Below are 20,862 nucleotides of genomic sequence, written 5' to 3'. Positions count from 1 at the left end.
TGCCCCCCTGAGAGCTGGCTCGGGTATGTATGCAATTTGCTTTCGAGCCCAAGGCGAGCCAGGTACTTTCGAGCCCGCTCGGTCGCATCGGCCTTCGAGAGACCACCTACCTTCATCGGGGCGAGAATGAGATTGCCGAGTACCGACAAGTGGGGGAACAGCGTGTAATGCTGAAACACCATGCCGATCTGCTTCTGCAGCATCGCGTCGATGCGCTTGCCGCGGCCCGAGTCGGCGCCGGAGATGTATGGCTTGCCTTGGAATACGATCTCGCCCCCCTGAATGCCTTCGAGCCCCATCATCACGCGCAGGAGCGAGCTTTTGCCGCTGCCGCTCGGGCCAATGATCACGAGCCGGTCGTCCGCGCTCATGTCCAGGCTCATCCGGTCCATCACGACAAGGTTCTCGCCGTAGGACTTGTAGACCCGTCGAAATTGAACGAACTCACCGCTCGTGGCAGGCGGGACGTCACGGGTGTTCGTGCGATTGGTCAGACGGCTAACCCCGATTTGAGGTGACTGCATGGATATGTCTCCAGCGAAACTAATCTCAGGCACTCGATTGCCGAACCGGAACGTCACTACCCGCGGAATCTGCATGCCTGCACCATCGGTCACACTTGGTTTCTTGAGCACCAGTCGGACAATGCTGCCTACCATGTATGCAGCATTGCATACATGGTAGGCAGCCGGCAATGCGACTGTCAACGCTTCAGCATTCAATTGAGGGAAATCCCCAATGTTTGGGGAAGGGCAGCCTGAATGTCACGGAAGAATGAGTTCGCCGCGCGTCGTGCGAAGACGGAGTTGCGATGAAAAAAAGCCACGACACCTTCCACGGCCTGTCGCCGTTCGTCACCTTCCGTGCTCCTGATCACGTGTTCCAGCAGCATCCGGTGACCCGCCACGCGCATCGGACCACGGAACGCTTTCATTTCCGGTGAACACGGGTCGAACAGCTGTATCTGCTCACACAGGCGGCGTACAACCCGACGCGCATGCGCGCGCAACTGCTTCCACCGATCAGCTTTGAGAGATACTTCAACTCGTCGACGACTGTGGAATCGCCACGGAAATTCCGTCGGGTAGTGACTGCACGCGGACTCCGCCGTCCTCCCTGCGTCCGCGCATGTAAGTCTGCGGACTGCAACCCATTTCCAGGCGAAACGCGTACACGAAAGCCGACGTGGACCCGTAGCCGAGTTCCATCGCCGTTCGCGTCACCCCTAAGCCTCCACCCAACAACTCGATCGCCCTGAACAGCCGCATGCGCCGCCGCCAGGAGCGCAAGCTCATGCCGGTTTCGGCAACAAAGCGCCGAGCCAAGGTCCGCGCTGACATCCCAAGCATCAGGCCCCACTCCTCCGGCCCGCGAGGGTCCGCTGGATCCGCGTATAGCGCCTCACAAAGCGCTGCAAGGGCTCCGCCGCGCGGCCATGGCAACGCTGCGGGAAGGGGGCGGGCACGCCGAAGCTGATCGAGAATGAGATGCGTGATGCGCCCAGCGTAGCCGTCACGATCCTCCTCCCCCTCGATTTCGGCTGCTTCTATGATGAGTGCCTTAAGCAAAGGGGAAACCCCGAATACGGTCGGATTCGCGGCCGGCAGACCATCGCCAGCGTCTTCGGCAATCCAGAGGCTGCGGAACTCCGCGCCCAGCAGCGATCCGACCCGGTGTCGGAGGCCGGTCGGGAGCCACGCTGCCTGCTCCGGTGAAATCACGAACGAACTGCCTTCTGCGGTCACCGTCAGCACTCCCGAAATCGCGTAGACGACCTGATTCCAGCAGTGGGCGTGTTCGGGAAAGCAATGGCGCGCAGGGATGGATTGCGCGCGCACGGTCATCGGGTTAGGCGGCGCCAGACCGTGCGGCGCCTCGATCGTCTCCCACGTCATGGCAATTCTCCAATTGTCATTTATTCTACATCGAATGTCAGTTAGTCGAGATACAGCCATGACGTAATTCGGTTTAAATGTTCGGGTATGGCGATCCTCCTTGCCCTGCCTTCGTACCGGATGGGAAAAAGAAGAACCGCCGAGCAGTGAAAGTCTTCCGTATTCCCGTAGGAGTAACCTGTTTTATGGCTTATACCGACCGCTACAGTCTTCAACTCTCGACGACCTCTGACCATGCCGCGGAGCGCTACCGGGCGGGGATCGACCTCCTTCTGTCGTTGTGGCCCGGTGCCGCCGAAACGCTGGAGGAAGCCATTACGGCCGACCCGGACTTCGCCCTCGCCCATGCGGCGCGCGCGCGCCTTCACGCCATCGGCGCCGAAGCCACTGAAGCCCGGGCGAAAATTGCGACAGCGGTGGAGATCGTGGCGCGCAACGGGACGGAACGGGAGCGGAGTCACGTGGACGTTCTTTCCCTCGCGATCAACGGACAATCGGCAAAAGCGCTCGCCAGTGCGCTGGCGCACGCCGACCGCTGGCCGCGGGACATCCTGATCCTTTCGCTGCCACTCGGTGCATTCGGCCTCCTTGCATTCTCCGGAATGGCCGACCACGATCAGGCACGCGTGGATCTCTGCGAACGCCACGCCCGGCACTTCGACACGGACGACTGGTGGTTCCTCACCTACCGTGGTTGGGCCCATGGCGAAAACGGCAACCTCCTGCTTGGCCGCTCTCTGACAGAGCGCGCACTCGAGTTGCGCAGAAACAATGTGAACGCCGCTCACGCGGTCTCACACGTGATGTACGAGGCCGGTGCGGGAGACGAAGCGGAGGCCTTCATCACAGGGTGGCTGCCCGGATATGACCGCAGCGGCATCCTCCACGGCCACATCGCCTGGCATGCGGCGCTCATCGCGCTCGAGCGCGGCGACACTGACCGCGCGCTCTCGATTTACAACGAGCATGTCGCACCATCGGCATCGACCGCGGTGCCGATCAACGTGGTGAGCGACACCGCCTCGTTCCTGTGGCGCATGCAGGCCTATGGGCACGCCGTCCCGGCGGGGCTGTGGGACGAAGCGGCGACGTACGCTTCGCAATACTTCCGCCAGGCCGGCTTCCCGTTTGCCGATGTTCACATGGCCCTCGTCGCGGCTGCGACCGGGGACAAAATCGCGCTTGAGCAGCGCGCCAACGCTTTGACGAACCTGGTCGAGGCGGGCAACCTGCCCGCTGGCCCCGTCGTCCCGGCGATTTGTCGTGCGGCCCTCGCATTTGCCGAGGAAGACTACGTGGGCTGCGTGACTCTATTGGAACCCGTCGCGAGCGAAGCCGTGCGCATCGGCGGAAGCGGTGCTCAACGAGAAGTGGTGGAAGACACGCTTCTGGTCGCCCTGATGCGCAGCGGTGAGGCTGCCAAGGCACAAGCACTTCTCCACAGGCGGCTGCGTCGCCGCCCGTCGCCGCGCGACACGCGCTGGCGCGATCAGCTCACTTCCGTGTGAGTGCGATGTCACAGATATGACTCGGCCACCGCAACGCGGCGCCCGCTCGCGAGCCCCGTCCATACAGGGCTCGCGGGGTGTCCGCAGGAGGCCCGATGAGAGAGTGTGCCGCCCGGCACTGACGCTTGGCGTGAGCCACCCCGTTTCTGCCAGTCGCGTCAACCGTAGCGCGCGAATTGGCGCTTCCGATCGAAGTGCACGAACTCGTGCCGATGCTCGATCAACGCACCTGCGTGCGGTGTCCTATTTCGGAAAATGGTATGAACATAGCCTCATCCGGCAAGAGCCTTCGCTTCGTTGATCGCACGAGCGTCACAAGGATGCACACGAGATGAACTCGACCGTATCGGTAAAGCAGGCGGGTTTGCAGCGCCTGCTCGTCAACGGGCTCGGGCCGGTTGCGACGATCTCGATCGCGCAGCTTTTTGGCACCGCACTGTGGTTCAGCGCGAACAGTACCGCTGGCGATTTGATGCGCATTTGGCATGCAAGTGCGGCCGATATCGGCTGGTTGACCAATGCAGTACAACTCGGATTCATTCTCGGCACGCTCGGCATATCATTGAGCGGCGGCGCAGACCGCTTCCGTGCAAGCGGAATCTTCGTCTGCAGCGCTATCGCCGGCGCCTTGTTCAACGTATGTTTTGCGTGGCTCTCGACAGGCCTCATCAGCGGGGCGGTGTTTCGGTTCTGCGTCGGCGTGTGCCTCGCAGGCATCTATCCGATGGGCATGAAACTGATCGTCAGTTGGGCACCGCACCGAACGGGCCAGGCACTCGCGCAACTGGTTGCCATGCTGACGCTCGGAACGGCACTTCCTCACGCGATGCGCGTCCTTGGCGCAGGCCTTCCGTGGCAAATGGTCATCACTGCGTCGTCCTTGCTTGCCCTCCTTGGAGCGTGGTTGATCGGTGCGCTCGGTGACGGGCCGCACACGCGCGCAAAACCCCGTAGCACCACGGAATCTGGTGCGGAGTCCGCGCCCTCGCCTTCTGTCCTTGGTGCGTTTCGGATCCGCTCGTTCCGAGCGGCAACGTTGGGGTACTTCGGTCATATGTGGGAACTCTATACGTTCTGGACTGCCGTACCGCTGTTGGTCGCGCGTACGTCGCTCGCGTCGGATTTCCCGGGCATTGGCGTATCGGGATTGTCGTTTTGCGTGATTGGTATCGGTGCATTGGGCTCCCTGATCGGCGGCGCCATGTCGCGTCACATCGGTAGTGCGAAAGTGGCAGTGGGGGCGTTGGGGATATCCGGGCTCTGCGCCGTGGTCTTTGCGCTTGGCTGGCGCGACCTGCCCACCAGTGCACTGGTGGTACTGATGATCGTCTGGGGCGCCTCTGTCGTCGCTGACTCCCCGCAGTTCTCCGCCTTGGCCGCACAAGCCTGTCCGCCCGAGTTGGTGGGCAGTGCATTGGCAATCCAGAACTCGATCGGGTTCGCGATCACGGTCGTGTCGATCGCCGCGACAACTGCATTGTTCGAGCGCATCGGGCTCGACGCGATGTGGCTACTGACTCCGGGCCCGGTGCTCGGCTTGGTCGGATTCACGCTGACATCCCGACGTGCGGGCGCGACGTCACGCTGATCGATACAGCCCCACTGTTCGACTGAGTCCCGAGTTCATCCCATTGAATACGATTCGCGGCGTAGTGCTAAGTGCCACCGCATCAGACCGTGCGTCTGCGTCACTCCCGGACGGCCTCGGGATCATCGACGCTCACGTTTCGGTATCCGAATTTTTAATTACCACGTCGATGAACCGCTCCAAAACCGATGGCTCGAGGCGCTGATTCGCGCCATGCCGGAACGCGAAATAGTCTGACGCACAAGCTGACAGAAGGACGGAGGCTCGTCTCCGTCTGTCTTGTCCAGGCGGCATTTACCGATGGTTGGCAATAAAGGCACGCAAACGCGGATAGATCTCCTCTCGCCAGCGGCGCCCTGAGAAGATGCCATAGTGGCCGCATCCCGCAGCAGTGATGTGCTGCTTGCGCGCGCCGGGAATGCCCGAACACAGGTCGTGCGCCGCCGCGGTCTGGCCGGCCCCGGTGATGTCGTCCAGTTCTCCTTCAATGGTGAGCAGGGCGGTCCCGCTGATGTCCTGCGGGCGCACCCGCTTGCCCTCAATTTCCCAGATCCCCCTGGCAAGCCGGAATTCCTGAAACACGTCACGGATTGTGTCCAGGTAATACTCGGCGGCCATGTCGAGCACGGCGTTGTACTCGTCGTAGAAGCGCACATGTGCCGCCGCGTCGTCCAGGTCGCCATCGACAAGGTTGCGGTAATAGTTGTAGTGCGCCGACAGGTGCCGGTCGGGGTTCGTTGCCACGAAGCCGGCGTGCTGCAGGAACCCCGGATACACCTTCCTGCGTTGCCCGGGATAGTTGGCCGGCACGGTATGAATCACGTTGGACTCGAACCATTCGAATGACTTGTTGGTCGCCAGTGCGTTCACGGCAGTGGGGCTGCGGCGCGCGTCGATCGGCCCGCCCATCATTGTCATCGTTTTCGGCGTCGGCTCGCCGGCCGATGCTTGCAACGCGATCGCGGCAAGGACGGGTACGGCAGGCTGGCAGACGGAGACGACATGCAGGTTGTCGGCGCCGATGTGGCGGATGAATTCCTGGATGTAGTGCACATAGTCCGCGAGGCGGAACGTACCGTCTTCAAGCGGCACCATGCGGGCATCGACCCAGTCGGTCACGTAGACCTTGTGGTGCTGCAGCAGGGTGCGGACGGTATCGCGCAACAGCGTGGCATGGTGGCCGGACAGCGGTGCGCAGACCAGCACCACCGGATCGTCCTTTAGCAGCCGGATGGTGACAGGATCGTCGGCGTAGCGCTTGAACCGCAGCAATCTGCAGAAGGGCTTTTCGACAATGACTTGCTCCACGACGGGAACTTCCCGCCCGTGGCATCGCACCGACCTGATGTCGAAGGGCGGCTTCTTGTAGTCCTTGCCGAGCCGGTAAAGCAATTCATAGCCAGCCGCCAGGCTGGTCGCGCCGGGCATCCGAGAAAGGGGGCTGACGGGATTGGCGAAGGTGCGGGACGTCGCCTGCGCCAGGGCAGTGAGCGGCAGCAGCATTGCGCTCTTGAGTTCGTGGAGTTGGTAAAGCATGTCGAATATTCTGTGAAAGGATCTGAACAGCGGGCCTGAGCCGGGCCCGCGGGGGGCGCGAATGTGTGCACCCATCGGGCCTGCAAGCCCGCGACTTCGAAGTTGTGGCGCTTGAGTTCTTCCATGAAAACGACGCACTCGAACTGTTCGACCTGTTCAGGCGGGCTGATGCCGGGTTCACTGTGGCTGTGGTGCAAGTCGAAGTCATCGGACAGCAGTCCGAGCACGAAGCGGTCCACCACATTGCGCAGTTCACGCACATTGCCCGGCCATGAATGGGGACAGCAGCAGGTCGAACTGGGCGTTCGCGATCACCGGAGCCGGACGGCCGAACCACCGCTCAGGCGACATGACCGCCAGCATCTTGATTTTGCCGTTGGAGACGAAGCCGGTGGAGCTGGCCCCCATAGCTCCGACATAGATATCAATCTGGCCACTGACCAGATCCTGCGTCATAGGGCTCCCTCCTTTGTAAGGCACATGGCTTTACGGTTCTGTGTTCGTCGAAACCTAGTTCAGGGTTGGCGTGGATCTCTCGGCGGATCGCAAGATAAGTATCAAGAGCGGAGCGAATTTGGTCGACAATCATTTGCGACTCGGTCGGTTGGGTCCTGCTAACAGCTATATGTTTCTGGCATGCGTGAGCACGTAAGGGGATGGTACGAATCGCCCGCCATACTGTAAAATGCTGTTTGCTGATGTCAGCCATGCCAAAAGGGTATCTACATGGACCTTCGCCCCCCCAGGATCTCGTGGACGAGGAGCTGATCACGGTTCCTGTCAGCATTGAGCGTCTTGACATTTTTACGCAGTTCTTGACTCCCGCCCAATGCCGGCCGAGACGCCATAGAACGGCGGAGACCACGGATCTGATGTTGCAGCTCGTCGCCGCCGGACGAGGCGTTTCCGTCCTGCCCGATTGGCTCGTACTTGAAGACGGGGCAGACCTTCCAATCCGCACCGTGCAGTTGGGCAGGCGAGGCATCAGGAAAAGCATCAATCTCGGCGTTCGCCGTGGTGAAGACGGGGTAGAGTACATTGCAGGGTTTTTGACATTGGCTCAGGAGATGGGGGACAGAGTTGTGCGCCCCTAGTCCATACACTCTGTTAGTCTGACGCCCCTTCTCGACCTAGGCGCAAAGCGCGACGCCGGTATCGGAATGGCGGGGAGCATAGACAAGGGACGCACAGGAGGAAATCCGTGGAAAATCACGTCGTCCATAACCCAGAGTCGGCTGGGCTACAAGAGCGGATCAAGACCCTGATAGTCAGCGGCGAATTCGAAATGGGCGAAAAAATCAGCGAGGATCAACTTGCGAAGCGATTTGCTACCGGCAAGGCAACGATTCGCCATGCATTGGCGGGCCTCGCAGCCGTTGGTTTGATTCAAGTTAGACCAAGGATCGGAACTTTCATCTTCTCCCTGGACGCATCTGAATTTGATCGATTAAATGAACTTCGAGAAATCCTTGAATGTGCAGCCGTTCGGATCGCCATGCGGTCAAATCATCAAATGTTTCTCATCGATCTTCGCAAAAATGTCGATAGGGCCGGCGCACTTAATTTTCGAGACAACTACTATCAAGCATACCGAATTCTGGATAGAGAATTTCATCGACTCCCGTTCGCCCACGCCAAGAACAAGTACCTAACGGATGCTTATGAGGCCATAGAAATAAAGATATGGGCCATGCGCAGCCTACTGACCTTCCCCGACGATCATTTCGAGAAGTCACTAGATGCCCACAGAACCATTGTTACGCTTTTGGAAAGTGGCAGAGTTGAAGACGCTTGCCAAAGACTCCAAACGCACATACAGAAAAGTTTTTCTACAATAGAGAAAAATTTACTTGGCTCGAACTAGGGATAATTTGCATTCTCGCCGCTCGACATGAATCACACACGGAATGTGGGCGAAGGGGGCGAAACACCCAAGGGACTGTAGCGCGAGGTTCGGAGCGTGCGCTTCGCATCACGCGGACTGAAATCATCGTTGCGATGAATATCCGTTATTTCAGATCACGGATCCGCCCTCCCTCGGCCGAAGGGGCGACGCAAAGCGAACGTATGCGACGTCCACCCGGCCTCTGAGCGCCTCGCGTTATCGTCCTTGGCTACAGTAAGTATTACCCGGCCGGATAGCGTCGCGGACCATGCTCCAAGACGCTGCCAAATCGCTCCATCTTCCGGAGAGGGTCTCCCTCCTCCATTCTGCGCAACAGAACCTCTATCCGCGACCCGCCGCCGCAATGGCGCCGACTCAACTACAAGACCAAGAAATTCCTGTCAATAGAAAGTTACGACACCCCTGACCTGTCAGCTTTCAGGATCGTCCGTTGACGCCGCCTTGGGCGGATCCCTACACTTTCCCCGTACTTGAAATACCAAGCGCGAACGCCGCTTGCACGACGCTGCTTTCCGCCTTGAATGGCAATTATTAATAAATTAGGAGTACATTAAAATGAAGGTGGCTTACTTGGTGTCTTTGGCGCGATCACTGGTGCAGGAGGCGCTACAAGATGAGCCATTCGAAATCATGCCGGCGGACAACGCCGCGGAGTTGGCTGGAGTGATCGCTGAGGCTGATGTGTTTGTTACGGTCGGGCCAGCGTACACGAAGGAAGTGGCAGATATCGTTAAGCAAGCCAAGAACCTTCAGCTCATCCAACTTACGACGGCGGGTTTTGAGAATTTGGTGAAGTACGGTTTCCCATCGACCGCAAGAGTCTCGAATGCGGCCGATGCCTGGTCGATTGCTGTGGCCGAACACGCAATGGCGCTCATTCTCGCGCTGAGCAGGCGCATTCCGGACGCGTTGCGTCAACAGGTGGAGAAGCGGTGGGAGCGCACCTATTCGGAATCCTCGCTATCCCTCTATGGAAAAACAATGGCGATCGTCGGATACGGCCGTATTGGCAAGGCGATCGCAGTTCGAGCGAAAGCGTTTTCGATGCGCGTCATCGCGGTAAGCCGCACGATCGGACAGGACGCGACCGTCGACGAGATGGTGGATGCCGTGGACTTCTGCAAGGCGGTCTCGCGTGCCGATATCGTGGTTGCGGCAATGCCTTCGACGCCCGATACGGTGGGCATGTTCGATCGCGATGCATTCTCACAGTTCAAGCAAGGTGCGCTGTTCATCAATGTGGCCAGGGGAGACGTCGCAAATCAGGCAGACCTGGAAGACGCGCTTCGATCCGGGAAGTTGGTCGGAGCGGCGGTAGATGTTGCGAATCCGGAACCGTTGCCGGCGGACGATCCGTTCTGGTCGGCACCGAATCTGATCATCACGCCGCATGTCGCGGGCTTCGTGTCAGACCTTGTTCCCGCCAATATCAGAGATATCGTCTCGGACAATTTGCGCAGACTCAAGAACGGCGAGAGCCTTAAAAACCCGGTTGCTTTCAATTATGACGAATCACTCATGCGGAATCGTCAGACCCAGGAGATAAAGTGAAAATCACGAAGATTGAAATTTTCGATTGCGAGGTCAATCGAAAGGACCCATCCATGACCAAGTTCAATCCTGTCATGGTCCGCGTGCATACCGATGAAGGTATCAGCGGGATCGGCGAGGTAGGGCTTGCGTACGGTGCAGGGGCCAAAGCGGCCGTGGGCATCCTGCGTGACTTTGCGCCGTTCGTTATTGGCCGAGACCCGATGAACGTCGAAGCGCTGTGGGAGATGCTTTTCCGGGCCACCTACTGGGGCGCTGGCGGCGGTCCGGTGATTTATGGCGGCATCAGTGCGTACGATATTGCGCTCTGGGACATCCGCGGCCAAGTCATGGGGCAGCCCATTTACCAACTGCTCGGGGGCAAGACGAACGACAATCTTCGCACTTACGCCAGCCAGCTTCAGTACGGTTGGGGGGGCGTACACGTGCAGAACGTGACACCGGAGCAATATGCCGACAGTGCGCGGGCTGCTATCGCGGAAGGGTACGATTCAGTCAAGGTGGATCCGCTGCAGATTAGTCGTGATGGCATCAAAACTGGCACCGGCAGGCTCAATCCGAAGAGCTATGGAATTCTGAGTTACGACGACGTTCAAATGGGCGTCGAGCGTATCGCCGCGATTCGAGAGGCGGTTGGGCCGAGCGTCAACATCATCTGTGAAATTCACTCGCTGCTTGGAACGAACTCAGCGATTCAGTTCGCGCGCGCGATTGAGCCGTACAACATCTTCTACTATGAAGAACCCGTCAACCCGCTGAATTCGAAGAACTTCGAGAAGATCTCCGCCAAGACGAACATTCCGCTCGCGACAGGCGAGCGTTCATACACGCGTTGGGGATACCGAGAGCTTCTGGAAAAGCAGACGTTGGCTGTTGTGCAGCCCGATCTTTGCCTCGTCGGCGGCATTACGGAGGGGAAGAAGATTTGCGATATGGCAAACGTCTACGATGCCACGGTTCAGGTTCACGTCTGCGGAGGCCCGGTCTCGACCGCTGCTTCGCTCCATCTGGAAGCCGTTATCCCCAACTTCATTATTCACGAGCACCACACTTACGCACTGAAATCTTGCATTCGCGAACTGTGCGTGAACGATTATCAGCCGGACAACGGGCAATTCAAGGTTCCCGATGCGCCGGGCTTGGGTCAGGCGCTCAACGAGGAAGTGGTCAAAGACTATCTGGCCCATACGATCGAGTGATCGTTTATCGCGCCGTCCAGCAACGAACTGGATGGCATGATGGTCGCCACGGAACTCCCTAGCTAGGGCACCGTGGCGACGCGTTGATGGATTCGGATGTCACATTCGATCCATCTCGTGGAGAAGACGTATATGTTATCGAATGAAGTAGTTGTTATGCCCGCAAAGCGGCCAACGCGCCAGCGCTACGTGTTGGCCGCGATTCTACTTGCTGTGCTGTTCTTTTCCTATATAGATCGGGTCAATGTATCAATATTGGTTGTGGACCCGGAATTTCTCGCGGCAATGGGTATCGCCAACGATGCGGTCCGGAAAGGTCTTTTGATGACGGTGTTTTTGACCGCATATGGTATAGGAAATGTCGTTCTCAGCCCGATTGGAGACAAAATTGGTGCCCGCAAGGGGATGGCCTTATCGATCCTGTTCTGGGCTTTTTCGTTGTTGATTGGCGGCGTGGCGACTGCGTTCATGACGATGCTGGTCTCGCGCATGATACTCGGCATGAGCGAGGGGCTGCACTTTCCGCTCCAGAACAAGTACGTGAAGGATTGGTTCCCGGTTTCGGAGCGGGGCAAGGCCAACTCGGTGTGGCAGGCGGGTCTGTCGGTCGCACCAGCATTGGCAATGCCGGTGTTCACGTTCATCGTCCACACCAGTGGCTGGCGATCGAGTTTCTTTATTCTGAGTGCTCTTGGGTTGATTCCTTTAGCGCTTGTATGGTTCATGACCACTGATACGCCGCGAGAGCACAAGAAAGTTAACGCCTTGGAGCTGGCTCATATCGAGTCGAGCTTGCAAGCGGAGAACGGATCGCTGGAGAATCGCGGCTCGTTTACGGAGGGAATCAGATCGTTCGCTCGCAATTACCGGTTCTGGCTGTTGGTCGCATACTATTCGCTCCATGTGTCCGTCTTTTGGGGAGCCTTGACGTGGTTGCCTACGTATCTCAAGGAGGCCAAGGGATTTTCGTGGAGCGCAATGGGTGCCCTTTCATCGCTTCCGTGGATCATGGCGCTTGCTACAAAAATCGCCGCGGGGTACGTGTGTGACCGCACCGGACATCGAGCGTCCTTGATCTTCGCCTCGATGGTGGTGGTCAGCGTCGGCGTGTTTTTCGGCGCCACGCTGAGTGACCCGTTGGTGTCCACGATCTTGCTGTCGTTCGGTATCGGGGCACTCGGCTTCGCACTCCCGCCAATCTGGACCATGCTGCAAGATATCGTGCCAAGCAACGCAATCAGTGTGGGCGCTGGCGTGATGAACGGTGTTGCAAACGGGCTATCCGCTCTCGCTCCGATGGTGATCGGTTTTGTCATCCATATGACAGGGTCATATGCCGACGGCTTGTACTCGCTCGTTTGCTGCAGTGTGCTCGCAGCTTGCATCATGCTGATCATGATGATCAAAGGCACCCAGCGAGTTCTTCAACAACCCGCGCAATGAGCGCAGCCGGGGCTACGCCTTCGACCACGGGCCGGCCGTCCTACCGCCCGGCGGTACTGCTCAAAATCTACATCTATGGTTATCTCAATCGCGTACAGTCGAGCCGGCGTCTCGAGCGTGAGTGTCAGCGCAATATCGAACTGATGTGGCTGACCGGTCGGCTCGCGCCGGACTTCAAGACCATTGCGGAGTTCAGGCGCGGCAACGGTGCGGGCATTCGCAACGTGTGCCGACGCTTCGTGATGCTATGCCGTGATCTGGAGCTGTTCGCGCAAGCGGTTGTGGCCATCGACAGCAGCAAGTTCAAGGCGGTCAACAGCCGCGACCGTAACTTCACGCCCAACAAGATCGAGAAGCGCCAGCAGCAGGTCGAGCAAAGCATCCAGCGCTACCTGGAGTTGGCCGTGACCGGGCGCAGTTGAGCAAGATGGCACAAGCCGCGCGCGACGCCATGGGCAAGAAGAAGGTTAAGGCGCTGGCAGACCGTGGGTACTTCAATGCCCCCGAGATCAAGTCGTGCGATGACGCTGGCATGGCTGCATTCGTGCCCAAGTCGCTCACCTCCGGCGCAAAGGCTGACGGCCGATTCGATCGGGCCGACTTCATCTACATCGCCAAGGATGACCAGTATCAATGCCCAGCCGGGCAGCGGGCAATCTACCGATACACTTCAATTGAGCGTGGTGACATGACACTGCGAACCTACTGGAGCAGTGCCTGTCCGAACTGCCCGTTTAAGAGTCAGTGCACGCCGGCCGACTACCGGCGCATCCGACGATGGGAGCACGAAGCAGTACTCGAGGCGATGCAGCGCCGGCTAGATCGCCAGCCCAACGCGATGACGGTACGGCGCCGCACGTTCGAGCACGTGTTCGGCACACTGAAGCACTGGACGGGCTCGACGCACTTCCTGACGCGTAGGCTCCGCCACGTCGCTACCGAAATGAGCTTGCAGGTGCTCGCCTACAACCTCAAGCGCATCATCAGGATTCTGGGATTCGCAAAAACGATGCGTGCCATGAGGTTGGTCGGGGTCTGATCCCGCGCATTGATGCCGTGCCCCCCCCCGCATCGTGCGCTCACGCTCGTCCTCAATACTCCGTTGAAGCGCCGCAGCAGGCTCCACCTGCGGCATCGCACTCAATACTCAATCGGTGGAATTGGGTGTTTTTACACGGCCTCGGCCATAAGCAGCCCTCCGCGAAACTCGGACGAATGACCGCTTCGGGTCTGACGTCAGCCTCTTCATGCGACTCAAAAAAATTTACGGTCAATCGAAGACCAGCCTTTTTGCCCTCTGAACACGACTGACATTGGGGTAGACCCAACTTGTCAGGTTAAGGCGTCGAACCCGATTTCAGGCCCCAACTAGTGCCTGCCGGCCTGTCTCGAGATAAACGCTCATCTCCGCTTGCGGCACCATGCCGCCGCCCGTCGCCCAGATTACGTGTGTCGCATCGCGCATGGCTGCATCGTCGTGGTTCATGCGCGCGCGATAACCTTGCTGCTCCTTCGACACCCGCGCAAAGCCCGGTGCGCCCGCAAGCGCGGACGGCTCCAGCCGAATGTCCTGCGTCTCGGCCATCAGCGCGAGCAGCGCGTACAGTTCACGGTCATCGACGGTGTAATAGCCGTCGATCATCCGCTGCATCGCGCGGCCGACGAAACCGGACGGACGTCCGACCGCGAGGCCATCGGCGGCCGTCACGTTGTCGATGCCGAAATCCTGCACCGCGAGCTTTTCGTGCAGTCCGGTAAGCACGCCCATCAACATGCAGGGCGAATGGGTCGGTTCCGCGAAAACACAATGCACCGCGTCGCCGAACGCGAGCTTCAGGCCGAACGCGACGCCGCCTGGACCGCCGCCGACGCCGCACGGCAGATACACGAAGAGCGGATGCGCCGCATCGACGCGCACGTTCGTCGCATCGAGCTGACGCTTCAGGCGCTCTCCCGCAACCGCGTAGCCCAGGAAGAGCGTCGTCGAATTTTCATCGTCGACGAAGTGGCACATCTGATCGTTCGAGGCAAGACGCCGTCCACTTTCGATCGCTTCGCCGTAATCGCCCGCGTATTCCACGACCGCCGCGCCATGCGCGCGCAAGCGGTCCTTCTTCCATTGGCGCGCATCGGCGGACATATGCACGGTCGTCGTGAAACCGAGCGTCGTGCTCGCGATGCCTATCGACATGCCGAGATTACCTGTCGATCCCACCGCAATGCTGTGCTCGCGAAAGAGCGCCCGGCATGTGTCGCTGGCGAGCACGCGGTAATCGTCTTCTTCCTTCAACAGGCCGTGACGCATCGCGAGTTGCTCCGCATGAAAGAGCACTTCGTAGATGCCGCCCCGCGCCTTGATCGAACCGGAAATCGGCAGATGACTGTCCTGTTTCAGCAGCAAACGCCGTGGGGTTTCGACGTCGTAGCGCTGGCTCAATGCTTTCGCGAACGCGGGCACTTCAGTCAACGGCGACTCGATGACGCCGCCCGCCTCGCGCACATCGGCGAAGGCTTGTGCGAGGAGCGGCGCGAATCGTTGCAGACGCGCGCTCGCATCGGCGATGTGCGATGCATCGAGCGGAATGTCGTGGATGGCGTCGGCCAGCGGCGCGGCAGCCGGATTGAACCACTCGACGGGTTGAAGCGCCATAAGCTCACGCAGGAGCGGAAAGTCGCGAAGCCACGCGTCGAGCGGCTTGCCATAAATGGAATCGATCATGTGCGGGTCAGACAGCAGAAGCGGAAGCGTTGGAAGCCGACAGGGCGTCGAGCATCGGCGGATGCGTGACGATGGACTTCAGGTCCACATCCGATGCGCGCAGCTTCGCGGCATCGGGAATCGGGCGACGCGTTTCGTCGGACGACGCGAATAGCGTTTCGAACGCGCGCGCCGCTTCGAGCAATGCGAGATCGCCACGGAACGGGCCGATCATCTGCAACCCGAACGGCATGCCGCGGTGATCAACGCCGCACGGCAGCGACAACGCTGGATTCGTCGTGAGCGTCACGACATACGTGAGCGACAGCCAGCGATAGTAGTTCTCCAGCGCGACGCCGTTCACCGATTTCAGATACGGCTGCGCCCACGGAAACGGCGAGACGGGCGTCGTGGGAGAAAGAATCACGTCGTAGCGGTCGAACAGCGTCTGGAAGCGGCGGAACAAGCGCGTCTGGTCGCCATGTGCGCGCACGCAATCCGCGAGACCCAGGCCGATGCCCATCTTATAGTTCGCGCGCGGATTGGGTCCGAGGGAATCGGGATCGGTCTCATACGCCTTTTGCAGGCCCGCGACGAAGGCCTCCGCGCGCAGTACGTCGAAGCAGCGATGTGCGCCATCGAAGTCCACTTCGATCGGCTCGCATATGTCCACCTCTCGGCGCAGAAAATCAATCTTGCGGTGGAACACGGCGCGGATTTCGTCATCCACTTCGCAGACGCCGAAATCCTCCGTGTAACCGATGCGCAGTTTCGACACGTCAGTGGGCGCGCGGCCGTCCATCGTTGGGCTCATCGCGAAGGGATAGCCGAGCGGGTCGTTGCCCGACTGGCCGACCGTCGCCGCGAGTTGCAGCCACGCGTCTTCGACGGTGCGCCCCATCGGCCCAACCACCGCAATTGGCGTCCATCCGAGCGGCTTGCGATCGCTCGGCACGAGTCCCGGCGAGGTGCGCAATCCGACCACGCCACACTTCGCCGCCGGAATGCGCAGCGAGCCGCCAGTGTCGGAACCGCTGGCAAGCGGCACCATGTCGAGCGCGAGCGCGGCGGCCGAGCCCCCCGAGGAGCCGCCCGCGTTCAGGCGCGGATCGAACGGATTGCCTGTCGCGCCCCACACGGGATTGAAACTATTCGCACCCGCACCCATTTCTGGCACGTTAGTCTTGCCGACGACGATCGCGCCCGCTGCGCGCAGCCGGCGCACCAGCGTGTTGTCGTGCGTGGGCACGTTCGCGCGATAGAGCGGCGAGCCATACGTGGTCAGAATGCCTTCTGTCTCTTCGAGATCCTTGATGCCGATGGGCAAGCCGTGCAAGGGACCTACGGCATCGCCGCGTGCGAGGGCGGCGTCGGCGGCGCGGGCTTCAATGCGCGCGCGTTCAAAGCTCGTCGCCGTGATGGCGTTGACATACGGATTGAGCGCTTCGATTCGCGCGATGCAGGTATCGAGCAATTCGACGGCGGAGATTTCGCGCGCCTTCAATAGCGCACGCAGCGCGACGGCACTACGACGTGTGAGTTCGTGACGGTCGTTCATCGGGCAGTCCTTTAAGCGGCAATGCAAGAGTCCGCTCAATGTAGACGACGAGAAAAACGACCGCTAGTGATGTTTATCGAACGGTCAGTTCACTTTTGGTCAACGCGCACGGGCGGCGAGAGTTCGCCGCTCAGGCGTTCGATAAACGATTGCAGAAGAGGTGGCAACGCGCGCCGCGCGAGGGTTTGAATTTCGATGGCGCGTTCACTCGTCGTGAGTTCCGGCACGGGCAACGCGACGAGCTCGCCGGACGCGAGACGCGGACGCACGAAAAGCTCGCCGCTGAACGTGACGGCGTCACTTGCGAGCGTGAAACCGAGGAGCGTTTCGAGCGTCGCGCTGCTGAGCACGCTCTTGCAAGCGACGCCTTCGCGGCTGCAATAGATATCGATCAGCTTGTGCAGCGTCGAATGAATGCCCGGCAAAGCGAGAGGATACGCCAGCAACTCGCGAAACGACACCTGAGACGATTGCGCTAGCGGATGAGACGACGCGACGATCGCGAACACGGGTGAAGGCGCGGAAAACGTGACCTGAATGTCCTTTGCAGGACCGAAGCTGAACGTGAGGCCGATGTCGCATTCAGCTTCGCGCACGCGTTGTGTGACGCCGGCGGCCGTATCGACGACGACTTCGAACGATGCCGGCGCTACAGAGCGACGGAAATCCGCCATCGCGCGCGGCAGGAAGGTGGCCGAGAATCCTTCCGTGCATGCAATGCGGATTGTGCGCTCCGCTTCGCCGCGAAGCGCATCGATTTCCAGCGAAATCTGTTCTGCGTCTAGCTGCGACCGGCGCGCGTACGCGGCGAGCATTTCACCCGCTTTGCTCGGCACCATGCCGCGCGATTGCCGCACAAAAAGCGGCGCGCCAAGTGCGCCTTCGAGCCGCGCAATCTGGCGGCTCACGGCGGATGGCACGACGTTCAGCCGGCTGGCGGCATCGGCGACGGAGCCGGCGTTGACCACTTCAAGGAAGTAACGGACGGCAGCTTCCTGAAGAATGCGGGCGCTCATGATGGATCGATGGGAGGACGCGGAATGCCCCATCATAGCGCCTGTTTGCCTAATAAAGCGATCAGGCCTCTTCGGCGGCGCCGAGGCGCGCATCGGCTTCGGGCGACAGGCGGATCGACAGGCTGGTAACGAGCGCGAACGCCGTCGCCACGATCAGGAAGCCAAATACGGCGTTGTAGTTGCCCGTGATCGAGACGAGCAGGCCGATGACCGCTGGCGCGATGAATCCCGCGACCTGTCCGCCGAAGTTGACCATGCCCGCGCCCGTGCCGATGAGTTTTTGCGGCAGGAATTTGGCCGGCAACGCGAAAACACCGGCAAACACGAACGACTTGAAGAAGTAGACGATCGACTGATATGCGATGACGCCAGTCACCGTTTCGGCCGTGTACATCTCGTAGAGAAAAAAGCCGGAGATCGCGCAGCACGCAGCCATCAGCCACTTTTCGCGGCCATCGAACCAGCGAGTGAGAATCCACCCGCCGAGTGCCGTCGATACGCTCGCCGCGACGAACGGCAACGGCGTAAGCATGCCGACCGCTTTGAGATCGAGATGACGCTCGGTCAGGAGATACGCGGGCATCCACGCATCGAGTCCTTTGTTGACGATTCCCATGCCGAACCATGTCAACAAAATCTTCCACATGAGCGGCATCTTGAGGAGCGCGCGTGTTGCCGCGCCGTCGATGCGTACGGAACGGCCAGCCGAATCGCATTTCTGGTGCGTGTCCTTCACTGCGAACAGATAGAAGAGCGCGAAAACGAGCCCAGCGCCGCCTGCGACGACAAACGCATGACGCCAGCCGAAATACAGGATGAGAGGCGCGATGGCGAGCGGCGCGATGAAGCTGCCGACATAGTTCGACGACATCAGGAGCGCGGACATCTTGGGGCGATCCGCCCGCGCGCACGATTCGGTGACGCCCTTGACCGCTGCGCCTGGATAACCGCCTTCGCCGAGACCGAAGATAAAGCGGATCGCAATCAGTGAGGCTAGCGACCACGCGAGACCGGTCATCAACGTGAACAGGGACCAGAACGCGACCGATACGACGATGACCTTCTTGCTGCCCCAGCGATCCGCGATCCATCCGCCAGGGATCTGCATGGCAGCGTAGCTGATATAGAACGTGCTCATGACGACGCCGAGCGCGCCCGAGCCGACATGGAACTCCTTGCCGATGGCAACGAGCGACAGTGCGATCGCCGCACGATCGATGTACGAGATGCAGTAGCCGAGATAGAGCAACGCGGATACCACGAGGCTGGCGCGCCTGCTTTTATTGGGGTCGATCATGCTGAGCATCTGCCGATAGGGAAAAGACCGGGCTCGCGTCGGCCGTGCCGAGCGCTCCCACCGCGATTAGTCGGATTGATTTTAAGTAGCCGAAAATAGGCCGACAATTGACATATTCAGATTCCTCCGTTCGCGAAAACTCACCTGAGAAGCAGGATCGGCCGGGGGTCCTGGCGTAGTTTCGCTCCTGAATAAAAGTCACAGGAGCGTGCGCCGATGGTCACCTCTGCGTCGGCGTCATCAACGAGTCGCCCGATAGCACGCAGTTCGCGTCGTGTGCTGAATGCCATCGGGATCTGAATCGCGCGCCTCGCCAAAGCAGGCATGCTGGATGCCAGCGCAGCATGAGCGACGTCGCTTAACTGTTACCTAAATGCCGGATCGAGGGTGGACCATTTGTGGACGCTACTTTCCGGACGGGCACTCGCGACGTAGTTCGCCGGCCGGCTGCGGCGCTGAATCAAGGTACAGCCCGTTCGCCAGTGACAGACCTCGTGGGACGAGGCGACGCACGTGCAGCATGTCTTGGGACGCATGCTTAGCAGACGTTCGTTATTGGAGCCGAAAGGCTCTGATGGGTCGATTGTTGCCCCTCGAGCTCCTCGATCGCGAGTCCCATCGCGGCGCGACATGCCCCTGGGCGTCCACGTTCCGCGCGCGCCGGGCAGTTTCAGTAAATTCGCGTCCTTGCCACGCCGCAGCGCGTTCGCCGAATGGGAAGCGCGTCCTCGCGTTTCTGACGTCAGAAGGGCTAATACCCGTCGCAGGCTGCCAACGCCGGCACTGTCACATTGCTGAGATGGTCGGGTAATATCGTGTGATGAGGAATGCAAAATCGCTTTACCACGGTCATCGCTTTCCGGCGACGGTCATCAGTTACGCGGTGCGCTGGTATTTCAGGTTTCAGCTCAGCCTGCGTGATATCGAAGACCTGCTGTTCGAGCGCGGGGTTATCGTCAGCTACGAAACGGTCCGACGTTGGTGCGATAAGTTCGGTGCGTGCTTCGCACATCGTGTGAAAGCGGCGCGTCGCAAGCCCGGTACCGCATGGCACCTTGACGAAGTATTTGTGACGTTGCGCGGCGAGCCTTACTTGTTGTGGCGCGCCGTCGATCAGCACGGTGCGGAACTCGATATCCTGCTACAGAAGCGCCGCGATAAGGCTGCAGCGAAGCGGTTTTTCCAGCGCGTGCTTGCCTCGTGCGTTGAGGCACCGCGCAAGATCGTGACCGACCAGCTGCGCAGCTATCCGGCGGCGAAAGCCGAGATTCCCGCACTGGCTCACGTCAAGCACGTCTTCGTCAAAGCCAGAACGCGGATCAATAACTGGGCTGAAAACAGTCATCAGCCGACGCGAGAACGCGAGCGACGCATGCGTGGCTTCCGCGATCCTGAACGCGCGCAGGCTTTCTTATCGAGCTTCGGTCCGATCCGGCAGCACTTTGCACTCAAGCGACATCTGCTGCGCGCCGCGCTCTATCGCAAACAGCTCGCCAGACGCTTCGACGCCTGGCATCGCTTCACTGAAATCACCGGAGATCCGTCCTCTTTCTGAGCAAATGCGCATCCTCTCCGCTAATGCGTCGTGCGCTCCTTAACGTGACAGCGCCCTGCTAACAGCTATATGTTTCTGGCATGCGTGAGCACGTAAGGGGATGGTACGAATC

General features: G+C 60.0%; 18 protein-coding genes and 1 pseudogene. 11 read left to right on the top strand and 8 right to left on the bottom strand.

Annotation, left to right across the window (positions count from 1 at the left end; translation table 11 throughout):
- Nucleotides 1–524 (bottom strand): ATP-binding cassette domain-containing protein (locus PTE30175_RS20945; protein ID WP_150699002.1); only part of this gene is annotated, 524 nt, incomplete at its 3' end.
- A gap of 287 nt (nt 525–811) precedes the next feature.
- Here PTE30175_RS20945 and PTE30175_RS29000 point away from each other — a divergent pair.
- Nucleotides 812–943, top strand: a complete 132-nt coding sequence (locus tag PTE30175_RS29000) for a hypothetical protein (protein WP_263596293.1) — start codon at nt 812–814, stop codon at nt 941–943.
- A gap of 97 nt (nt 944–1,040) precedes the next feature.
- Here PTE30175_RS29000 and PTE30175_RS20940 read toward each other — a convergent pair whose 3' ends face one another.
- Nucleotides 1,041–1,895: an AraC family transcriptional regulator gene (locus PTE30175_RS20940; protein WP_150699001.1), complete on the bottom strand. Its 855-nt coding sequence runs from the start codon at nt 1,893–1,895 to the stop codon at nt 1,041–1,043.
- 185 nt (nt 1,896–2,080) lie between these two features.
- Between PTE30175_RS20940 and PTE30175_RS20935 the strand changes: the two genes are divergently transcribed.
- Nucleotides 2,081–3,403: a tetratricopeptide repeat protein gene (locus PTE30175_RS20935; RefSeq protein WP_150699000.1), complete on the top strand. Its 1,323-nt coding sequence runs from the start codon at nt 2,081–2,083 to the stop codon at nt 3,401–3,403.
- A 331-nt stretch (nt 3,404–3,734) separates the two neighbouring features.
- Complete coding sequence (locus PTE30175_RS20930) at nt 3,735–4,991, top strand: MFS transporter (RefSeq protein ID WP_150698999.1); 1,257 nt, start codon at nt 3,735–3,737, stop codon at nt 4,989–4,991.
- A gap of 294 nt (nt 4,992–5,285) precedes the next feature.
- On the opposite strand, the gene PTE30175_RS20925 is transcribed toward PTE30175_RS20930, so the two are convergent.
- The gene (locus PTE30175_RS20925) at nt 5,286–6,527 is read right to left on the bottom strand and encodes a polyhydroxyalkanoate depolymerase (protein WP_150698998.1); all 1,242 of its coding nucleotides are present in this window, start codon (nt 6,525–6,527) and stop codon (nt 5,286–5,288) included.
- 65 nt (nt 6,528–6,592) lie between these two features.
- Between PTE30175_RS20925 and PTE30175_RS20920 the strand changes: the two genes are divergently transcribed.
- Complete coding sequence (locus PTE30175_RS20920; RefSeq protein WP_150698997.1) at nt 6,593–6,802, top strand: hypothetical protein; 210 nt, start codon at nt 6,593–6,595, stop codon at nt 6,800–6,802.
- On the opposite strand, the gene PTE30175_RS20915 is transcribed toward PTE30175_RS20920, so the two are convergent.
- Nucleotides 6,780–7,007, bottom strand: a complete 228-nt coding sequence (locus PTE30175_RS20915) for a tripartite tricarboxylate transporter substrate-binding protein (protein ID WP_224788903.1) — start codon at nt 7,005–7,007, stop codon at nt 6,780–6,782. The genes PTE30175_RS20920 and PTE30175_RS20915 overlap by 23 nt on opposite strands.
- 176 nt (nt 7,008–7,183) lie before the next feature.
- Between PTE30175_RS20915 and PTE30175_RS20910 the strand changes: the two genes are divergently transcribed.
- The 6 genes and pseudogenes from PTE30175_RS20910 to PTE30175_RS20885 form a co-directional block, all read left to right on the top strand.
- Complete coding sequence (locus PTE30175_RS20910) at nt 7,184–7,621, top strand: LysR substrate-binding domain-containing protein (protein ID WP_150698995.1); 438 nt, start codon at nt 7,184–7,186, stop codon at nt 7,619–7,621.
- A 107-nt stretch (nt 7,622–7,728) separates the two neighbouring features.
- Entirely contained in the window at nt 7,729–8,391 is a 663-nt protein-coding gene (locus PTE30175_RS20905; RefSeq protein ID WP_150698994.1) for a GntR family transcriptional regulator, read from the top strand.
- A 597-nt stretch (nt 8,392–8,988) separates the two neighbouring features.
- Nucleotides 8,989–9,984 carry a D-2-hydroxyacid dehydrogenase gene (locus tag PTE30175_RS20900; protein ID WP_150698993.1) on the top strand — a complete coding sequence of 332 codons (996 nt, stop codon included), beginning with the start codon at nt 8,989–8,991 and terminating at the stop codon, nt 9,982–9,984.
- Nucleotides 9,981–11,183: a mandelate racemase/muconate lactonizing enzyme family protein gene (locus PTE30175_RS20895; RefSeq protein ID WP_150698992.1), complete on the top strand. Its 1,203-nt coding sequence runs from the start codon at nt 9,981–9,983 to the stop codon at nt 11,181–11,183. Before PTE30175_RS20900 ends, PTE30175_RS20895 begins: the two co-directional genes overlap by 4 nt.
- Nucleotides 11,184–11,315: 132 nt before the next feature.
- Nucleotides 11,316–12,626: an MFS transporter gene (locus PTE30175_RS20890; RefSeq protein ID WP_150698991.1), complete on the top strand. Its 1,311-nt coding sequence runs from the start codon at nt 11,316–11,318 to the stop codon at nt 12,624–12,626.
- A gap of 8 nt (nt 12,627–12,634) precedes the next feature.
- Nucleotides 12,635–13,665 (top strand): annotated as a pseudogene (locus tag PTE30175_RS20885) (transposase); the annotation flags it as partial.
- A gap of 318 nt (nt 13,666–13,983) precedes the next feature.
- Here PTE30175_RS20885 and dsdA read toward each other — a convergent pair.
- From dsdA to PTE30175_RS20865, 4 genes are all read right to left on the bottom strand, one after another.
- Nucleotides 13,984–15,345: a D-serine ammonia-lyase gene (gene dsdA / locus PTE30175_RS20880; RefSeq protein WP_150698990.1), complete on the bottom strand. Its 1,362-nt coding sequence runs from the start codon at nt 15,343–15,345 to the stop codon at nt 13,984–13,986.
- Between the two features lie 7 nt (nt 15,346–15,352).
- Nucleotides 15,353–16,882, bottom strand: a complete 1,530-nt coding sequence (locus PTE30175_RS20875) for an amidase (RefSeq protein WP_150698989.1) — start codon at nt 16,880–16,882, stop codon at nt 15,353–15,355.
- 89 nt (nt 16,883–16,971) lie between these two features.
- The gene (locus PTE30175_RS20870; RefSeq protein WP_224788901.1) at nt 16,972–17,898 is read right to left on the bottom strand and encodes a LysR family transcriptional regulator; all 927 of its coding nucleotides are present in this window, start codon (nt 17,896–17,898) and stop codon (nt 16,972–16,974) included.
- A gap of 61 nt (nt 17,899–17,959) precedes the next feature.
- Entirely contained in the window at nt 17,960–19,195 is a 1,236-nt protein-coding gene (locus PTE30175_RS20865) for an MFS transporter (RefSeq protein WP_150698987.1), read from the bottom strand.
- Between the two features lie 820 nt (nt 19,196–20,015).
- Between PTE30175_RS20865 and PTE30175_RS20860 the strand changes: the two genes are divergently transcribed.
- The gene (locus PTE30175_RS20860; RefSeq protein WP_150699007.1) at nt 20,016–20,750 is read left to right on the top strand and encodes an IS6 family transposase; all 735 of its coding nucleotides are present in this window, start codon (nt 20,016–20,018) and stop codon (nt 20,748–20,750) included.
- Nucleotides 20,751–20,862 lie beyond the last annotated feature (112 nt).

The organism is Pandoraea terrae (genome assembly GCF_902459695.1).
In the GTDB taxonomy this organism is placed as follows: Bacteria; Pseudomonadota; Gammaproteobacteria; order Burkholderiales; family Burkholderiaceae; genus Pandoraea; species Pandoraea terrae.
The sequence above is the reverse complement of the archived record's forward strand: the minus strand, read 5'-3'. Positions and strand labels throughout refer to the sequence as shown.